The following is a 17912-nucleotide window of genomic DNA, read 5'->3' as shown; positions in this document are numbered from 1 at the left end:
AGGCGACAATGACTCTGCCCGTCACCCGTTTCTGCCTGGTCCGCCACGGCGAAACCGACTGGAACCGCGAACACCGGCTACAAGGCCACACCGACATCCCGCTGAACCACACCGGCCTGGAACAGGCCAGCCAGCTGTCCCACGCCTTTCTGCCCGGGCGCGACCGTTTCGACGCGCTCTACGTCAGCGACCTGATCCGCACCCGCCAGACCGCGGCCCCGCTGCAGACCCGGCTGCAACTGGACGCTCACTACAGCGCCCAGCTGCGCGAGCGCCACATGGGCGCGCTGCAGGGCCTGAGCTACGCCGAGGCCGCCGACCGCATCCCCGAAGTCTACCGCCTGCATCAGACGCGCGACCCGGACTACGACCTGGACGGCGGCGAAAGCCTGCACCGCTTCCGCGCGCGCATCCTGGACGGCATGGCCAGCATCGCCGCGCTGCACCCGGGCCAGAACGTGCTGGTGGTCACCCATGGCGGCGTGCTGGACATCATGTACCGCGCCGCCACCGCCAAGCCGCTGGCCGACAAGCGCGACTTCCCCATCCCCAACGCCGCGCTGAACTGGCTGGATCATCAGGACGGCAACTGGACGCTGCGGCGCTGGGCGGACGAGTCGCACCTGTCCGGCGCGCTGGACGAAATCCAGTAGACGGCAACAGCAGGCGGGACGGCGTGTTAGTCTCCGGTAAGCGAACCGCCCGCGCGGCGACCAACGATCAAGCAGCCGGCCCGCCGGACCGGACGACACAAGGAAAACCGCCATGACCATAGAGAAAACCGACGCCGAATGGCGCGCCCAGCTGAGCCCGGAGCAATACCGCGTCGCCCGCCAATCCGGCACCGAGCGCCCGTTCAGCGGCGAGCACTACTTCCACAATCGCCAGGGCGATTACTTCTGCGTCTGCTGCGGCGCCCTGCTGTTCCACAGCGACACCAAGTTCGACGCCGGCTGCGGCTGGCCCAGCTTCTGGGCCGAGGCCGCCGGCGCCAACATCACCCGCCTCACCGACGACTCCCATGGCATGGTGCGCGTCGAAGTACGCTGCTCGAACTGCGACGCCCATCTCGGCCACGTCTTCCCCGACGGCCCGGAGCCGACCGGCGAGCGCTACTGCATTAATTCAGTGTGCCTGGACTTCCAGGCGGAGTAAAACTGGTGCGCGCTTGTAGGGAGGCAAAGTACTGCACACGCTTTGTGACCTCCTCCAACCTTGCAATCCCACGCCCATAGATACGAATATAAAGCTGTACCACCCTATCGGCCGCACCAAGATGAAGCTTCTTTCCTATCTCTGGCCAGACAGTTTCCGGCTACGGCTCAGCCTGCTGATTGGCGGCCTGTTTCTGATTACCACCCTGATAGACTACGCCAGCCTGGAACCGCTGTTGAACCAGAACCTGCGGCAAGACAAGGGTGAAGTGATGCAGGCTATAGCCCAGGGCATCGCCAAGTCCCTCGCCACCGGCCTCAAGCAACGGCGACGCGAATTGACGCTGCAAGCGCAGGCCCCGGTCTTCATCGACGCGCCTCTGGACAGCCCAGCGCTGCGCAGCGGCCTGGAGCAGCTCCGGCAAGCCAGCCCCAGCTACGCCTGGGTCGGCGTCATCGCGCCTGACGGCCATATCGCCTCCGCCAGCGGCGGCTCGCCCTCTCCCCGCATCGAATTCGCTGCCCCGCTACACGACGCCGCCGGCAAGCTGCGCGGCGCACTGGCTGCTCAAACCGCCTGGGACTGGGTGGATACGCTGATTGCCGAACGGCTGCCGCGCAATACCGCCGGCGAAGCGCTGCAAGTCTTCATCGTCGGGCAGAACAATCAAGCGTTGTTCCCGCCCGCCCATCTCGGCCAGACCGACATGCCGCCACCGCTGGACAGCGCCAGCTACCGCCAAGGCGACTGGCCCGACGGCAACGCCTATCTCTACGCCGACGCCAATATAGACGCTGCCCCCTCCCCCGGCTGGCGCGTGATCGTACGCCAACCGCCACAACAAGCGCTGGCCGCGCTCAACCGGCTGCTCGCAATGCTGGTGCTGCCGGAAGGAATCGCCACCCTGCTGCTGATCGTGGTGGTGTACCGGCTGGCTAGCGCCTTCAGCCGCCCGCTGGAAACCCTGGCTGGCACCGCCCAACGCATCAGCGCCGGCGAAGAACAAGTGGAATGGAATACCGATTCAGGCTCGCGGGAACTGCGGCAACTGTCCCAGGCGATACGCCAGATGGCCACCACCCTGCTGGCGCGCCGTAGCGAACTGGCCGCCATCAACGCCAGCCTGGAGAAAAAAGTGGAAGAGCGCACCGAAGCGCTGAGCGAAGCCAACCGCCAACTGGCCGAACGCGCCACGTTACTGGAACATATGGCGCGCAGCGACGCGCTGACCGGCCTGGGCAACCGCATGGCCGCCACGGAACGGCTGACAGCGGAATACCAACGCTTTCATCGCAGCCATGCGCCCTACTCGGTACTGCTGATGGACGCTGACCACTTCAAGCGCGTCAACGACACCTATGGCCATGCGGTGGGCGACCAAGTGCTGCAACAGATTGCCACCACCCTGCGCGGCGTGGCCCGCACCACCGACTTTGCCGCCCGCTACGGCGGCGAGGAGTTTCTGCTCTTACTGCCCGACACCGACGCCGAAGGCGCCATGGAGCTGGCCGAACGGGTACGCCTGGCGATATCCGCCGCCTCCGACACTGCCGCCGGCGTCGTCACCGTCAGCATAGGCGCGGCCAGCGCACATGAAGAAGACGACACCCACGAAACCATCGTCCAGCGCGCAGACGAAGCTTTGTATCGGGCCAAGGCGAATGGGCGGAATCGGGTGGAGGGAGGGTGAGGAAAGCAACTACTTGCATCTGTTGGTTCGCTGTACCGGTGATAACTTAGACCCGCTAACAAAACCCCTGATCCTGCGTTGCGCCTCCTTGTCGTACTCTCTGTACTGCCTGCGTCGGCGCGCCTTGGCTCAGGGACTCTGCGAGGTTTTGTTAGCGGCTCTTAGGACAGACTCCACCCGGCCAAAATCGGAATTGAGTAACACCAAGTCTGATGGCAGACCGTATTGTCGGCCTGGCTCATCCGTCCATGACATCCGTTTCTGAAGTCGAAACAGCCATCAAAGTATCAAACAGATTCAATCATTTATCGCGCCGGTATTCACTTGGCAGTCTGCCACTCCAACGCTTGAAGGCCCTCCGAAACGAGCGCGCATCGGCATAGCCCAACTGTTCGGCAATGGCGGCAAGACTTAACGTACTGTTATCCAGCAGCTGGCAAGCGGTCTGGTAACGAGTGGTCTGTCCCACTCCCCATGGACAGAGGGTTAAGCGCTAAGCTCTGAGCGGCGGCGTTCGAACTCAACCGGGGTCAGATACCCCAGGGTCGAATGACGTCGTTGGTGATTGTAAAAACGGATGTAATCAAACACATCTGTACGCGCCTCCTCGTAGCTCCGGTAGTGGGTCAGATAAACACGTTCCGATTTCAGTGAACGGAAGAAGCTCTCCATCGCTGCATTATCCCAGCAGTTCCCGGCGCGGGAGTGGCTCGGTACTATCCCATGCCGCTTCAGCAACGCCTGGTAGTCAAAGGCACAGTACTGACTCCCGCGGTCCGAATGCAGAATTACCTCTCCTGAAGGCTGGCGACGCGCCACTGCCATCGTCAGGGCAGCATGCACCAGTTCTTGCTGCATTCGATGATGCATGGCCCAGCCCACTATCGCCCGGGAGTACAGGTCGAGTACCACCGCCAAGTACAGCCACCCTTCACCGGTTCGGATATAGGTCATGTCCGACACCCAGCGCTGATTGATGTCGCCGCCAGCAGCAAAGTGTCGCTGCAGCAAATTGGGCGCCACGGGTAGAAGGTGTTGACCACCGCTCGCGGGTCTCCAACGTTTACGCGCTCTAACCCTGATACCGTTTCGCCGCATCAAGTCCGCGATGCGATGTCGCCCGCAGACGAAGCCCTGTGCAAGAAGTTCGGCATGGATACGCCGATGGCCATAAATACCGTTGACCTCGGCATGCACCAGCCGGATTTCGCGCAGTAGTTGTCGGTTCGCCATCTCTCGCGCCGAAGGTGGGCGGTGTAGCCACGCATAGTAGCCACTGCGGGACACACGAAACAGTTGGCACATCGGGGCTACCGGGTAGCGGCCCGACAGAGCGTGAATCGCGCGGAATTTCACTTCGTGGGTTGCGAGAAGATGGCAAGCGCCTTTTTTAGGACATCGCGCTCCATGGTAACGCGGGCCAGCTCATCCCGCAGTCGCTTGAGCTCGGCGGCTTCACCGGTCTGTTTGCCTCGGCCAGGGAAGGCATCTGGTCCGGCGTCTTGGAGCTGACGCTTCCACTTGCCCAGCAGCGACTCGGTAATGTCGAAGGCTTGGGCAACATGCCGTAACGGGGTGCCGGCAAGTACCTGCTCAACCGCTTCGCGCTTGAGGGCCTCCGGGAAAGTACGTCTGGTCTTGGTCATGAACACTGCTCCTTGGTGGGGATTATCCACCTTAAGTTAGTGTCCACGGGGAATGGGACAGACCACGAGTGGCATCGCGCAGATGCCGATAGTGGGTGCCCTGCTGCTCCAGCTTGCGGCGCAGGGAGCGCGGGCTGACATTCACCATGCTGGCCACTGCCAGCTGGTCGGCACCTTGCACGCTGGCGTAACGGATATGGTTACTGACGGTTTCGATTAGCTGATGGCGGCCAGGGCTCAACTGCAACAGGCCGTCCAGTTGGCGACGCAGCATCTGGCTGGCTATGCGGTCATAACCTGGCAGTCTCGCTCCCAGCCAGTGCGCGTCGAAGACCAGCAAGTTGCTGCCGGCCGCAAAACGCACCGGGCAGTCGTAAAACTGGCGGTATAGCGCTTGGTGTGCCGGCATTGCCTGTACCAGGTCGACCCGCAGCGGCTTGAACGCCGGGCCCAACAGATAGCGTGCTACCGCGACGGCGCCCGACATCGCGTGGTCAATCAGATAGTTCTCGATTTCCCAGTCGAAACGATGGCTGACCAACTGCATGCGCACTTCACTGCCGTAGATGCTAGCCTGGTGCTGTACCATGGTGCCGGCTTCGTTCTGTTTTGCGAGCGCATATTCCATTGCTTCTTCTAGCGTTTCACAGGTCAGCATGACTAGACCTGTCACCCCCCAACTGACCGGCGTTTCCCGCGCCCCCGCTACCAAGCCCAAAGCCAGCTCGCCCAAGAGCTCCTGCGCCCGCAGGATCAACACCTTGATCTGGCGGTGCGATAGTAGCAACTGATGCGATAGCAGATCTTCGTACCGTATCCCCAGGCCCTGGCACAGGCGTTCCGGGCTGTAGCCACGATCCTCCACCAGTCCCAGCAGGGAGCGGGCTGTGGTCGGCGGAATGCTTGCCGCGTGCGAGTCTTGCCCTGCGGCCTGCGGAAATGAGGGGGGGACGTTCACACCTTAACTCCATAGTGAGTACACCATTATCGTGGCGCAGATGGCCAGATTTGTCACTTCATTAGTTTGGGTGATGAATGAGCCATAACATAGAAAACACACCAAGCCTTTGAATTAACAAGATAAGATATTTATCCATTACATCAATCGCGCACAATCTTGGCCGAATACGATCCATAACTGTCCTATTTTGTCCCCTAAAGCTATCGTTTCAACAGTGAAAGTCTGCTGCTGGCCGCAATAGCACCGCCAATGGCCTGTTTTGTCCTCACGCTGTGTCCCCTCTGGCTTTTACAGTTTGCGCCGGTCTGGCAGGGCACTCTTGCCGGGTCATGCTTTTATTTGAACCGGAGAGCCATTGTGCCCCTATTTTTTCCCGAACATCGCCCCGTGGCCAGTCTGTGGATGAGCTGCGTAGCACTGGTCATGGCCGGCTGCAATAACACCCCCTCACCCGCCAGCCAGCAGGACGCCGCCCGCCCTGCTTTGGTGGTCAAGGTTGCCGACTCGGCCAGCCAGACTGGCGGCTATATCGCCGAAGTGCGTGCCGTGTCGCGCGCCGAGCTCGCGTTTGCCGTCTCCGGCCGTGTAAGCAGCTTGCAGGCTATTAATCCGGCAGTAATAATCCGTACAGATTGTATACTTCCGGCATGGAAAAAATCGATGTGCGCAAGCTTGAACTGGCCGCCCGTGAGCAGCTGAGGCGTACCGCTATCCGGATGTACAAGCGAGGCCGGTCTCAAGCCAGTATTGCCGAAGAACTCGGGCTGCGCCGCCCCACCATTTCCGCCTGGGTGGTGCGTGAGGCAGCACTAGGTGCGCAGGGATTCAAAGAACAGAAGCGCGGTCGCGCCGAAGGCACCGGCCGTCGGCTGACCGAGGCGCAGGAAGCCCGGATCAAGCAGGACATCGTGGATCGCACGCCAGACCAGATGAAGCTGAGGTTTGCCCTGTGGAGTGCTCAGGCGGTCAAGGCTGTAATCAAGCAGATGTTTCTGATCGATCTGCCGATCCGTACTGTCCGTCTGTACTTGGCCCGCTGGGGCTTTACGCCGCAGCGCCCGCTCAAACGCGCTTATGAGCAGCGACCGGCAGCAGTCGAGAAATGGCTCAAGGAGGAATACCCGGCTATCGTCGCGCGTGCCAAAGCGGAAATGGCTGAAATCAGCTGGGGCGACGAATCGGCGGTGTCGAGTGTTGAGCACTTTCCGCGTGGCTACGCCCCAAAAGGCCAAACCCCAGTTCTGGTGTTATCCCAATCGAAAAGAGCGCGCATCAACTTGATTTCGGCCATTACCAACCAAGGCAAGATGCGCTTCATGCTGTACCGGGAGACCTTGACGGCCCGGGTGCTGATCAAGTTTCTGATGCGGCTGATCCGTGATGCTGGCGGCAAGAAGGTGTTCTTGATCCTCGACAACTTGCGCGTGCATCACAGCAAGCTGGTGCAAGCATGGTTGGAGGAGGAAGAGAACAAGAAGGCGATTGAGTTGTTCTTCCTGCCCAGCTACTCACCGGAACTGAACCCGGATGAATACTTGAACGGCGACCTGAAGGCCAGAATGAGCGCAGGTGAGCCGGTTCGATCAGACGGTCAACTTCAAGGGAAAGTGCTGTCCCATTTACGCTCATTGCAGAAGCAGCCGGCCAGAATCCGGTCGTACTTCCGGCATGAAAAAATCCGCTACGCGGCATGAGCTTTCTGTACGGTATTTGACTGCCGGATTAATAACGTCGGCGACCCTGTGCGTGCCGGCCAACTGCTGGCCACACTGGACAACACCATGCTGCGTGCCCAGCAATCGGCGGCCGACAGCGAACAACAGGCCGCTAGCGCCAAGCTGCAGGAAGTGCGCCAGCGGCTGGCGCGTACCGAGGCTGCACGTCAGGCGCAGGCAATCAGCGCGGGTGAGCTGGACGCATTGCACGCCGAACTACAAACGGCAACGACCTCCCTGATCACGGCCAAAGCCCAGCAACAGCAGGCCAACTGGGCGCTGCAACAGGCCAGCCTGCGGGCGCCTGTCGATGGCGTCATCGGCAGTCGGGCACTGGCACTGGGCCAGGCCGTCAGTCCTGGCTCCCCGGCCTTCACCATTGAAGGCGCCGGCCGTGAATTGGCACTGTGGCTGCCGGCCAGTATTGAACTGAGCGTTGGCCAGTCGCTGTCCTTGCGTCATGAAGGCCAACGCCATGCCGGCAAGGTTCTGCGCATCGCCGCCACCCTGGGAGCCGGTGGCCAGCGCCAGGTATTTATCAGCGCGCCGTCCGATGCGCAGCCGGGAGATACCTGGCAGGTGCAAATTCCCTCCCAATCGTCTTCCGGAGCAGTCATTCCGCTGCGTGCGCTGCTGCCAAGCACGGACGCGCGGCATGGCTATGTGCTGCGGCTAGCCGGTGACGGCAAGACGGTAGAGAAAGTAGCCGTGCAGCTGGGTGTGCCGCATGATGACAGTGTCAGCATTGCGAATGGTCTGAAAGCCGGCGACCGTGTCATCGTAGCCGGTGGTGCCGCCATTGCGCCGGGCAGTCGCATCACCCCGGTCCAGCCACCTGAAGGAGAGCAGCCATGAGTAATCTGGCCGCTGCGGCGCTGGCTCGACCCCGCTTTACTTTTCTGGCGGTACTGGCGCTGGTGCTTACCGGCTTGTGGCTAGTGCTGGACTTTCCGTCCACCGAAGAGCCTCCGGTCACCATCCGTACCGCAACGGTACTCAGCTTTGTCCCCGGCGCTAGCACCGAGCGCATGGAGCAGCTGGTCGCCCGCCCTACTGAGATCAGCATTCTCGGCCTGCCCGAGGTGAAACGTGTCAGGACAACCTTGCGTCCCGGGATGGCGTTTACCTATGTCGAGCTGTACCCGACAGTGTCCGTCGACAAGTTGCCCGATGTCTGGCAACGGCTGCGCAACCGCATGACCGAGCTACGCGGCCAACTGCCGGAAGGCAGTATCGGCCCGATGGTGGATGACGAATTCGGCCGCGTGGCCGTGATGACCCTGGGCCTCAGCGGCCGCGGCTACAGCGCTGGCGAGTTGCGCGACAGCGCACGCCAACTGCGCGACAACCTGCTACGCGTGCCGGGCGTGGAGCGTGTGAGCCTGCACGGCGTCCGTGAGGAGGAAGTGCAAATCCTGCTCGACATTCCGGCGCTAGCTGCGCGTGGCCTGTCGCCATCGGTGGTCATCGATGCGGTTTCCCGCCGCAACATCGTGGCCCCAGGCGGCTTCGTCGATGCTGACAGTAGCGAACTGGCGCTGAACGTCAGTGGCGATGTCGCCAATCCTGCCGAGTTGGGCAATACCGTGATTCCCTTGCCGGAGCATGGCAGCGTGTTGCTGAGCCAGGTGGCGCGCGTGGTCCGCCACACGCAAGACCCGCCTCTTGGTGGCGCTTTTGTCGATGGCGCCCCGGCTGTGGTGATTGCGGTATCCATGAAAAACGGCAGCAACGTGGTCAGCTTTGCCGACATGCTACGTGGCGAGGTGGCTCGCCTGGAAGCTGGTCTGCCGGCAGGCATGAAATTGTCGCCGATTACCGACCAGGCGCAAATCGTCACCAAGCAGCTTAAGCAGGTGGGCCAGGTGTTCATGGAAACCACTGTGATCGTGATAGGCGTGGTGGTGCTGTTCTTGGGCTTGCGCACCGGCCTGATTGTCGGTGCCATTGTCCCGACCACGGTGCTGGGCACGCTGGCGGTGATGAAGCTGCTTGGCATAGACCTGCACATCATTTCCATCGGCGCCATCATTATTGCGCTGGGCCTGTTCGTGGATAACGCCATCGTGGTGGCTGAGGATATGGAGCGCCGGCTGGCGCTGGGCCAGTCACGTACCGAAGCCGCAGCCGAAGCCGGCCGAACCATGCTTTTGCCGCTGCTGGTCTCGTCGCTGGCCATCATTCTCACTTTCATGCCGCTGGTGCTGTCCAGCACGGAAACCGGTGAATACCTGCGCAGCATGGGTATTGTGATGGCGATTGCGCTGCTGCTGTCGCTGTTGCTGGCCGTTACCTTTACGCCCTTGCTGTGCCAGCGCTTTGCCCACCAGCATGCCAAGCTGAGCCGCACCGCGCAGGCGATAGAGTCCATTACCGGCTGGTATCGCGGCAAGGTGCGCTGGATCCTGGGGCACAAGACAGCGTATATCGGCAGCATGGTGGTGTTGCTGGTCGGCGCCGGCTGGCTGTTTACCCACGTGCCGACGGAATTGATGCCGGCTTCCGAACGTCGCCAGCTGCAAATGGCCATAGAACTTGCGCCCGACAGCAGCACCACGCACACGCTGGCACGCAGCGAAGCGATCAGCCGCGCCTTGGCCGACCATAAGGCCTTTCCGGAGCTGGAAAGTCACGCGCTTTACATGGGTGATGGCGGCCCACGCTTCATCCTGGCACTGAATCCGCCTACGCCTGCCGGCCACCGCGCCTATGCGGTGCTGACACTGGCTGCGAATGTGCGTCACGATGATGCGATTGCCGCGCTGAAGCGCAAGCTGGCCGCACGCTTTCCCGATGTGCGCTTTGAACCCAAGCGCTTCTCCATGGGATCGTCCGATGCCGGCGTCGCGCAGTTCCGTCTCAGCAGCAGCGATGGGCACAGCCATCTGGCCGCCGCCGAGCAACTGTACACCGCATTGCAGGCCATTCCAGGCATGCAGCAACTGAGCAGTGACGCTGAGCGTCCTATCCTGCAGCTAGACGTACGTGTAGACCAGGCCCGCGCCCATGCGGCGGGCCTCAGCAGCCGCGATATTGCCCAAAGCCTGAATACCTTGCTGGCCGGCAGCGTTGCCAGCCAGTACCGTGAAGGCGATACCCTGCTGCCGGTGGTGGTACGAGGCAGCACAGACTTGCGCCACAGTATTGAACGCTTGCAAACCTTGCCGGTGCAGTCTCCAGGCATGGCGCGACCAGTGGCTTTGGGCCAGGTGGCCCGCATTAGCCTTTCCAGTCAGCCTGCCGTGATCCAACGCATCAACCAGCAGCGCACGGTGACGCTGTTGGCGCGTCATCCGCAACTGACGGCACAAGCTATCGCCGACCGCGTGGCGCCGCTGATGGCCAAATTGGCCGCGGAGGGCAAGGTCAACGTCACGCTGGGCGGCGAGATCGAGGAAAACCTTAACGCAAACAACGCCATTGCCAAGCTGCTTCCGGCCTGCGTCATGGTGATGTTCCTCCTGTTCGTATGGCAGTTCGATAGCGTGCGCAAGAGCCTTATCGTGCTGGCCAGCATCCCGTTCGTGGTGATCGGCTCCGCCTTGGCGCTGACGATCAGCGGCACCACGCTCACCTTTGTCGGCACCCTGGGTCTGCTGGCGCTGGCGGGCATCATCGTCAATAACGCCGTACTGCTGTTGGATGCCATTGACGAAGCCTTGCGCGAAGGTCTGCCCGCGCTGCAGGCGATCGAAGACGCGGCAGCCAAACGTCTGCGCCCCATCGTGATGACCAAGATGGTATGCATTCTCGGCCTGCTGCCCTTGTTGCTGTTTGGCGGTGTCGTGTGGACCAGCCTGGCCGTGGTCATGATGGGCGGCCTGGCGCTGGGCACGCTGATTACGCTGGGTCTGATTCCGGCCCTGTACGCCAGTTTCTATCGTATCGGCCAGCCGGCCGCCTAAGGATTCACCATGTTTAATCATGTTTTGTCATTCCCACGCCAGGCTATCTGGGTGAGCCTGGCGCTGCTGGGCGGCTGTGCGGCGGTGGTGCCGCCTAGCCAGATTGCACCCAGCAGCCAGGCACTGGCGGCACACGCCAGCCCAGCAGCCAGCGCCGCCGGCATTCGCGTGGGGCAAACGACGGCCAACTGGTGGCAGGCCTTGCATGATCCGCAGCTGGATGCCCTGCTGCAACAGGCGATGCAGAGCAACCACCAGCGTCAGGAGGCGCTGGCTACCGTGCGGGCAGCGCGTAGCGCTGCCGATGCCGCCGCGCGGGACGCCCTGCCGCAAGGCAGCCTGGGTGGCCAGGCGCAGCGGCAGCAACTGTCAGGTATTGAGGTTGACCCGTACCGTCAAGGCTTGTCCCGTCCGCCAGCGCAAAATATCGGCGTGCTGCAGCAAAGCCTGCGCTGGGAGCTCGATCTGTTTGGCCGAACCGCTACCGCCACTGCCGTGGCCGAACGCCAGGCCGATATCCGCGCGGCCGACCTGCATGCCGCCACGGTGCTGCTGCAGGCCGACGTGGTCCGCCAATACACCCGCTGGCAGCAGGCCAGGCTCAATCGCCAGTTGCTGCTGGATGAGCTGTCAACGTTGCGACAGCGTCACCGCCAACTGCAATATCGGCAGCAAGCTGGACTGATCGACCCGCGCGAAGTCCTGGCCGCCGCCAGCGCCAGTCATCAACTCGAGGCGGAACTGGCAGCCAATGACGCGACCGCCGCATCGGCGCTGGCGGCGCTCGCCGTACTATGCGGCGACAACCCGCTGTTGTCGCCGCGCGCCGGCGGTGAGCCGAAATTACCGGGGGTGCCGGCCGATACAGCGATTGCCTACCCGCACGATTTGTTGGCGCGGCGTCCGGATGTGGTACGTGCCGACGCCGAGCTGCGCAGCAGATTGGGAGAGGCGGCGCTGGCGGATCGCGCCCACCTGCCGCACCTGAGTCTGGATCTGACAGCCGGCGTGATGGCGCCTTTTGGCCTGCTGGGCAACGCCGACGCGCTGCGCTATGCGCTTGGTCCTGCCTTCAGCTGGGATTGGCTGGATGCAGGCCGCCGCGCCGCCCGTCGCGCCAGCGCCGAGCAACAAGGCCAGGCGGCCCTGCATCACTACGAGCAGACTGTTCTGAACGCACTGCAGGAAAGTGAAACCAGCCTGAGGCAGTGGCAGGCCGCCAAGGCGCAACTGGCCAGCGCACGAGATGCCGAAGCCTTGGCCAGTCAATCCGCCACCTACAGCCAGGCGCGCAGCCAAGCCGGGCTGGAACCGCAAAGCCAGGCGCTGGCGGCACACGCCAGCCTGCAACAGGCGCGTCGTGCCGAGCTAGCGGCGCATGCCGATGCCATTGCGGCCTATGTGCAAGTGCAACTAGCGCTGGGCGCGTGGCAGGATTCTTAAATTAGTGGTTTTGAAAGACTCCGTGGCCGCTTGCAAGAGGAAAGCGGCCATTTTCTTCAGCCTCAAGAACGTCATAGTCGTCGGCGCCGGCAAGCCCAACTATCCGGTGATGCCGGGTCGATGACGAATCGTCGTCAGACGCGCTCAATCAGCAGCGCGATGCCCTGCCCAACGCCCACGCACATCGCGCACAGCGCGTAACGCCCGCCGCCGCGCGCCAGCTGATAGCTTGCCGTGGCCGCCAGCCGCGCCCCGGAAGCGCCCAGCGGATGGCCAAGCGCGATCGCTCCGCCATTCGGATTGACGCGCGGATCGTCGTCCGGCAAACCCAGTTCGCGCATGACGGCCAGCGCCTGCGCGGCGAAGGCCTCGTTCAATTCGATCAGATCCATCCGCGCTAACGACAGCCCGGCCCTGGCCAGCACCTTGCGCACCGCTGGCACCGGCCCCATGCCCATGATGCGCGGCTCCACGCCGGCAGTCGCCATCGCCAACACGCGGGCGCGCGGGGTCAACCGGTGGCGCACCACGCTGGCCTCGTCGGCCAGCAATACGGCGCAGGCGCCATCGTTGATGCCGGAAGCATTGCCGGCGGTCACCGTGCCATCCGGGCGCACCACACCCCGGAGCCTGGCCAGCGCCTCCAGCGAGGAGGGACGCGGATGCTCGTCCCGAGCGAGCAGGACAACCTCTCCCCCCCGCTGCGAAATGGCCACCGGCACGATTTCCGCCGCCAAACGACCGTCCTGCTGCGCGGCGATGGCGCGCTGTTGGCTACGCAATGCGAACACGTCCTGGTCCTCCCGGCTGATACGGAATTCAGCCGCCACGTTCTCCGCGGTTTCCGACATCGAGTCGACGCCGTATCGCGCCCGGATCAACGGGTTGACGAAGCGCCATCCTATCGTGCTGTCCTCCATCGTCATATTGCGGCTGAACGCGCCGTCCGCCTTGCCCATCACGAACGGCGCGCGGCTCATGCTTTCTACGCCGCCTGCGATCAACAGACTGACCTCGCCGCTCTTGATGGCTCGGGCGGCCGAGCCTATCGCGTCGAGTCCTGAGCCGCACAGGCGATTAATGGTGCAACCCGGCACCGTCGCCGGCAGGCCGGCCAGCAAGCTGGCCATTCGCGCCACATTGCGGTTGTCTTCGCCGGCCTGATTGGCGCAGCCGTAGATCACGTCGTCCAGCGCCGCCCAATCGACATCGGGGTTGCGCGCCATCAACGCCTGGATCGGCAATGCCCCGAGATCGTCGGCGCGGATGCCGGCCAGGGCGCCACCGTAGCGACCGAACGGCGTGCGGACGGCATCGCAGAGATAGACGTCTTCCATATCGCTTCCTCAATCGACCGCCGCATCGCCGGCCAGCTTGAGCGGCACCGGGGTCAGGCCTTGCAATTCCTCGAAGGCCAGCCCTTCTACCATCTCAACAACCACCAGGCCACACGGCGTCACGTCCATCACCGCCAGATCGGTATAGATGCGGTCGACGCAAGCCAGGCCGGTCAGCGGATAGGTGCAGCGTTCGACGATCTTGCAGTCCCCGTTTTTGTTCAGATGCTCCATCATCACCAGCACCCGCTTGGCGCCAACCGCCAGGTCCATCGCGCCGCCCACCGCCGGAATCGCGTCCGGCGCGCCGGTATGCCAGTTGGCCAGGTCGCCGCCCGCCGACACCTGAAAAGCGCCGAGCACGCAGATGTCCAGATGGCCGCCGCGCATCATCGCGAACGAGTCGCCGTGGTGGAAAAAGCAGCCCCCCGCCAACAGCGTCGCCGGCTCCTTGCCGGCATTGATCAAGTCCGGGTCCTCGTCTCCCGGCGCCGGGGCCGGCCCCATGCCGAGCAAGCCGTTTTCGCTGTGCAGAACAACCTCGCGCTCGGCCGGCAGATAGTCGGCCACCCGGGTCGGCAGGCCGATGCCGAGATTGACATAGGCGCCTTCCGGAATGTCCCGGGCGACGCGCCTGGCCATCCTGTCGCGGGCAAGCCGGTTCATCCCGGCCTCCTCGCTGCGGCGCCCGCGATGGCGACCACGCGCTGCACGAAGATGCCCGGCGTGACGACGGCTTCCGGATCGATGGCGCCCAGCGGCACGACTTCGCCGACCTGGGCGATGGTGACGGCTGCGGCCGCGGCCATGACGGGGCCGAAGTTGCGGGCGCTCTTGCGGTAGACCAGATTGCCCCAGCGATCGCCCCGCAGCGCCTTGATCAGTGCGAAGTCGGCCCGGATCGGGTATTCCAGCACATAGTGCCGGCCGTCTATCTGGCGCGTCTCCTTGCCCGCGGCCAGCAAGGTGCCATGGCCGGTGGGCGTGAAGACGGCGCCCAGGCCGGCGCCGGCGGCCTGGATGCGCGCAACCAGATTGCCCTGCGGCACCAATTCCAGCTCGATCTTGCCGGCACGGTACAAGGCGTCGAATACCCACGAGTCGGCCTGCCGCGGGAAGGAGCAGATGATTTTCCTGACCCGGCCCTCCCCCAGCAGCGCGGCCAGGCCCGACTCGCCATTGCCGGCATTGTTGCTGACGACGGTGAGGTCGGCGACGCCGCCAAAAATCAGCGCGTCGATCAGCTCGACCGGCTGCCCGGCGGCGCCGAAGCCGCCGATCATCACGGTGGCGCCGTCGAAAATGCCGGCCACGGCGTCCTCCGGCGTGCGAACAGTCTTGTCCATCATGGCCTGGCTCCCGGATAGGGCGGCATCCTCCGCGCTCATGCATCGACGCGCGTCGGGCAGCGGCGCGGAGCGGAGTCGCCTTCGCTCTTGATTACTTGATTTTGCAAATATATACTAGGCTCAGTTATTTGATTTTTCAAATAATTGCCGCGTCGCCGCTCCTCCCGCCCAGCCAGGACGCGAGTGCTTCAGCCCGCCGTCCCGCCACGGGAGAAACGAATACCGTGAATCCCATCGCCCTCTCATGGGACGGCCGCGAGCGCGCTCCCCTTCGCGGAAGATAAGGAGTTCGACATGGACGGAAAGATAGCGCTTGAAGAGCATTTCGCGATTGAAGACACCGTTTCCGATTCGGCGGGCTTCGTTCCTCCGCCTTGCTGGCCGGAACTGAAACGCCGCCTGCTCGACATGCAGGAACGCCGGCTCGCGGAGATGGACCGCCACGGCATCGCGCTGTCCATCCTGTCACTGAACGCCCCGGCGATCCAGGCTGTGCCCGATGCGCGCGTCGCCGGCGAGCTTGCGCGGCGCGCCAACGACTTCCTGGCCGATCAGATCGCCAGACGCCCCGACCGATTTCGCGGTTTCGCCGCGCTGCCGATGCAATCGCCGGAGCTGGCCGCCCGCGAACTGGCGCGCTGCGTCAGCGAGCTAGGCTTCGTCGGCGCCCTGGTCAACGGCTTCTCGCAAGACGGGGATGGCCAGACACCGCTCTATTACGATCTGCCCCGCTACCGCCCCTTCTGGGCTGCCGTCGCATCACTCGACGTGCCTTTCTACCTGCATCCGCGCAATCCGCTGCCGGCCGACGCGCGCATTTACGACGGCCATCCGTGGCTGCTCGGCCCGGCCTGGGCCTTCGGACAGGAAACGGCGGTGCACGCGCTGCGCCTGATGGCCTCCGGCCTGTTCGACGAACTACCGGCGCTGCAGATCATCCTCGGCCATATGGGCGAAGGCTTGCCGTACAGCATGTGGCGCATCGATCATCACAACGACTGGACCAGGACGCCCCCCGGCTGCCCGGCCAAGAAGAAGCTGGCGGAGTACTTTCGCAGCAACTTCCATCTGACCACCTCGGGCAACTTCCACACGCAGACGCTGATCCACGCGATCCTCGAGGTCGGAGCGGACCGCATTCTGTTCTCGACCGACTGGCCGTTCGAGAACATCGATCACGCGGCCCTGTGGTTCGACGCCGCGGCCATAGGCGAAAACGACCGCGCCAAGATAGGCCGGAGCAACGCGGCGCGGCTGTTCAGGCTCGCCGACCGGGCGGACGCGCCGCCGGAACGCCGGACGCTCGCCTGAACGGCGTACGGGCCGGGCGGAGCACAGGCGATGGAACCGGACGCGATGGAAAATCCCAGCGTCGAGCTGAAGGCGGAACTGGCCGAGGCCCCCGTCGGAAAGCTGCACCGGAAACTCGGCGCCGCCATGGCCGCGCTGACGCTGTTCGACGGCTACGACACCTTCAACCCGGCCTACGTCATCCACTATGTCCGCGAACCGTGGCTGCTGTCGCCGCAGCAGGCCGGCATGCTGGTATCCAGCGGGCTGATCGGCTTTCTATTCGGCGCGGCGCTGCATGGCGGCGTGGCCGATCGATTCGGCCGGCGCGTCACGCTGCTCGGCGGCTTGTGGATCATTACCGTGTTCTCATTGCTGACCGCCCTGCTCGCCGACTCCTTCACCGTGTTCTGCGCGCTGCGGGTAGCCACCGGCCTGGGCCTGGGCGTGCTGCTGCCGCTATCGACCACCTATATAAACGAACTCGCCCCTCGTCGAACTGCCAACGCGTTCTCACTGTGGGGCGTGGCGTTCGGATGGGCGCTGGGCGGGACGATGGCCGGCGTCGTCGGCGTGTTCCTGACCCCCGTCATCGGCTGGCAGGGACTGTACTGGGTCGGCGGCCTGTCGGCCCTCCTGCTGCCGGTCCTGCATCGCCATCTGCCGGAATCGCCGCAGTTCCTGCTGATGCGCGGCGACGACGCCGCCGTTCGGGACCTCCTGTCCCGACTCAGGCCAGAGCGGGCCAAATGGTACTCGCATGCGTCCATCCAGCGAGCAACACATGAATCAAAACCATCAATGCTGGCGCTGCTGGCGCCGGGATACCGCCGGCTGACGCTTGCCATCTGGACCGCGAGTTTCCTCAGCCTGTTTTCCATCTTCGGCCTGTCCGCCTGGATTCCGAGCCTGATGCTCGCGCGCGGCGAAACGTTCGGCGCCAGCTTCGGCTACGGCGCACTGCTGCAGATCGCGTCCTTCGCCGGCGGCCTGGCCTGCGGCCATCTTATCGACCAATACGGCTTCGCCCGCGGCTGGCTGGCGCTATGGTGGCTGGCCGGCTCCGCCTCGGTGTTCGCGCTGCTCTTCTCCAGCGGACATATCGCCAATATCGTGATCAGCGCCGTCGCCGGCTTCGGCATCATCGGCGCCCAATTCGTTCTCAACAACTTCACCGCCGCCGCCTACCCGACCAGCGTGCGCGCTACCGGTGTCGGCATGGAGCTGGCGGTCGGCCGGCTGGGGGCCATTCTCGGCCCCTATATCGGCGGCCTGCTGCAGCAACATCACCGCGGGCCGCGAACCATGCTGCTGTCGATAGGCATAGCCTGCATCGGCGCGGCCCTGGCGGCGCTGGCCGCGAAGCAACCGGCACATCGCGCCGCCAGGCCCGGGATGGGTCGCGCGGAACCTTGATCGCA

Annotated in this window: 16 protein-coding genes; 9 read left to right on the top strand and 7 right to left on the bottom strand. The window is 63.8% G+C overall.

From position 1 onward, the window contains the following. Positions 1-8 precede the first annotated feature (8 nt). The 3 genes from CXB49_RS05410 to CXB49_RS05400 all read left to right on the top strand — a co-directional run bounded on the left by CXB49_RS05410 (position 9) and on the right by CXB49_RS05400 (position 2845). Positions 9-653, top strand: a complete 645-nt coding sequence (locus tag CXB49_RS05410) for a histidine phosphatase family protein (RefSeq protein WP_101707458.1) — start codon at positions 9-11, stop codon at positions 651-653. Positions 654-765: 112 nt separating this feature from the next. Continuing rightward, a complete protein-coding gene (gene msrB, locus CXB49_RS05405; RefSeq protein ID WP_101707457.1) occupies positions 766-1155 on the top strand; it encodes a peptide-methionine (R)-S-oxide reductase MsrB in 390 nt (129 codons plus the stop codon). A gap of 121 nt (positions 1156-1276) precedes the next feature. Continuing rightward, positions 1277-2845 carry a diguanylate cyclase gene (locus tag CXB49_RS05400; protein ID WP_101707456.1) on the top strand — a complete coding sequence of 523 codons (1569 nt, stop codon included), beginning with the start codon at positions 1277-1279 and terminating at the stop codon, positions 2843-2845. A 301-nt stretch (positions 2846-3146) separates the two neighbouring features. Here CXB49_RS05400 and CXB49_RS24410 read toward each other — a convergent pair whose 3' ends face one another. From CXB49_RS24410 to CXB49_RS05380, 4 genes are read right to left on the bottom strand one after another with little or no spacing between them, the layout of a single operon-like run. Further along, on the bottom strand, positions 3147-3314 hold the full coding sequence (locus CXB49_RS24410; protein ID WP_101707455.1) for a helix-turn-helix domain-containing protein: 168 nt from the start codon (positions 3312-3314) through the stop codon (positions 3147-3149). A 17-nt stretch (positions 3315-3331) separates the two neighbouring features. After that, on the bottom strand, positions 3332-4201 hold the full coding sequence (locus CXB49_RS05390) for an IS3 family transposase (protein ID WP_101706526.1): 870 nt from the start codon (positions 4199-4201) through the stop codon (positions 3332-3334). Continuing rightward, a complete protein-coding gene (locus CXB49_RS05385; RefSeq protein WP_046158739.1) occupies positions 4198-4491 on the bottom strand; it encodes a transposase in 294 nt (97 codons plus the stop codon). Before CXB49_RS05385 ends, CXB49_RS05390 begins: the two co-directional genes overlap by 4 nt. Positions 4492-4522: 31 nt before the next feature. Next, entirely contained in the window at positions 4523-5449 is a 927-nt protein-coding gene (locus CXB49_RS05380) for an AraC family transcriptional regulator ligand-binding domain-containing protein (protein WP_101707454.1), read from the bottom strand. Between the two features lie 650 nt (positions 5450-6099). Between CXB49_RS05380 and CXB49_RS05375 the strand changes: the two genes are divergently transcribed. The 4 genes from CXB49_RS05375 to CXB49_RS05360 are packed head-to-tail and all read left to right on the top strand — an operon-like array spanning position 6100 to position 12515. Then, entirely contained in the window at positions 6100-7146 is a 1047-nt protein-coding gene (locus CXB49_RS05375; protein WP_101706528.1) for an IS630 family transposase, read from the top strand. Positions 7147-7194: 48 nt separating this feature from the next. After that, positions 7195-8022: an efflux RND transporter periplasmic adaptor subunit gene (locus CXB49_RS05370; protein WP_158300622.1), complete on the top strand. Its 828-nt coding sequence runs from the start codon at positions 7195-7197 to the stop codon at positions 8020-8022. Next, the gene (locus CXB49_RS05365; RefSeq protein WP_101707452.1) at positions 8019-11072 is read left to right on the top strand and encodes an efflux RND transporter permease subunit; all 3054 of its coding nucleotides are present in this window, start codon (positions 8019-8021) and stop codon (positions 11070-11072) included. The genes CXB49_RS05370 and CXB49_RS05365 overlap by 4 nt, the downstream gene beginning before the upstream one ends. A gap of 9 nt (positions 11073-11081) precedes the next feature. Next, positions 11082-12515 carry a TolC family protein gene (locus CXB49_RS05360; protein ID WP_101707451.1) on the top strand — a complete coding sequence of 478 codons (1434 nt, stop codon included), beginning with the start codon at positions 11082-11084 and terminating at the stop codon, positions 12513-12515. Between the two features lie 134 nt (positions 12516-12649). On the opposite strand, the gene pcaF is transcribed toward CXB49_RS05360, so the two are convergent. Genes pcaF through CXB49_RS05345 form a run of 3 tightly spaced genes read right to left on the bottom strand, consistent with a single transcriptional unit; the run spans position 12650 to position 15201 of the window. Beyond that, a complete protein-coding gene (gene pcaF / locus CXB49_RS05355; protein ID WP_101707450.1) occupies positions 12650-13852 on the bottom strand; it encodes a 3-oxoadipyl-CoA thiolase in 1203 nt (400 codons plus the stop codon). A gap of 9 nt (positions 13853-13861) precedes the next feature. Beyond that, on the bottom strand, positions 13862-14518 hold the full coding sequence (locus CXB49_RS05350; RefSeq protein WP_101707449.1) for a 3-oxoacid CoA-transferase subunit B: 657 nt from the start codon (positions 14516-14518) through the stop codon (positions 13862-13864). After that, positions 14515-15201 (bottom strand): 3-oxoacid CoA-transferase subunit A, encoded by a 687-nt coding sequence (locus tag CXB49_RS05345; protein WP_101707448.1) that lies wholly within the window; start codon positions 15199-15201, stop codon positions 14515-14517. The genes CXB49_RS05350 and CXB49_RS05345 overlap by 4 nt, the downstream gene beginning before the upstream one ends. Before the next feature lie 294 nt (positions 15202-15495). On the opposite strand from CXB49_RS05345, the gene CXB49_RS05340 reads away from it, so the two are divergent. Together CXB49_RS05340 and CXB49_RS05335 are read left to right on the top strand one after the other, a co-directional pair. Continuing rightward, a complete protein-coding gene (locus tag CXB49_RS05340) occupies positions 15496-16512 on the top strand; it encodes an amidohydrolase family protein (RefSeq protein WP_101707447.1) in 1017 nt (338 codons plus the stop codon). A gap of 45 nt (positions 16513-16557) precedes the next feature. Further along, positions 16558-17907, top strand: coding sequence for an MFS transporter (locus CXB49_RS05335; RefSeq protein ID WP_101710616.1), 1350 nt, complete (start codon positions 16558-16560; stop codon positions 17905-17907). The last annotated feature ends 5 nt before the right edge of the window (positions 17908-17912 follow it).

It is taken from the genome of Chromobacterium sp. ATCC 53434 (assembly GCF_002848345.1).
Taxonomy (GTDB): Bacteria; Pseudomonadota; Gammaproteobacteria; order Burkholderiales; family Chromobacteriaceae; genus Chromobacterium.
Note: the sequence above shows the minus strand (reverse complement) of the source record. Positions and strands in the feature narration are given on the sequence as shown.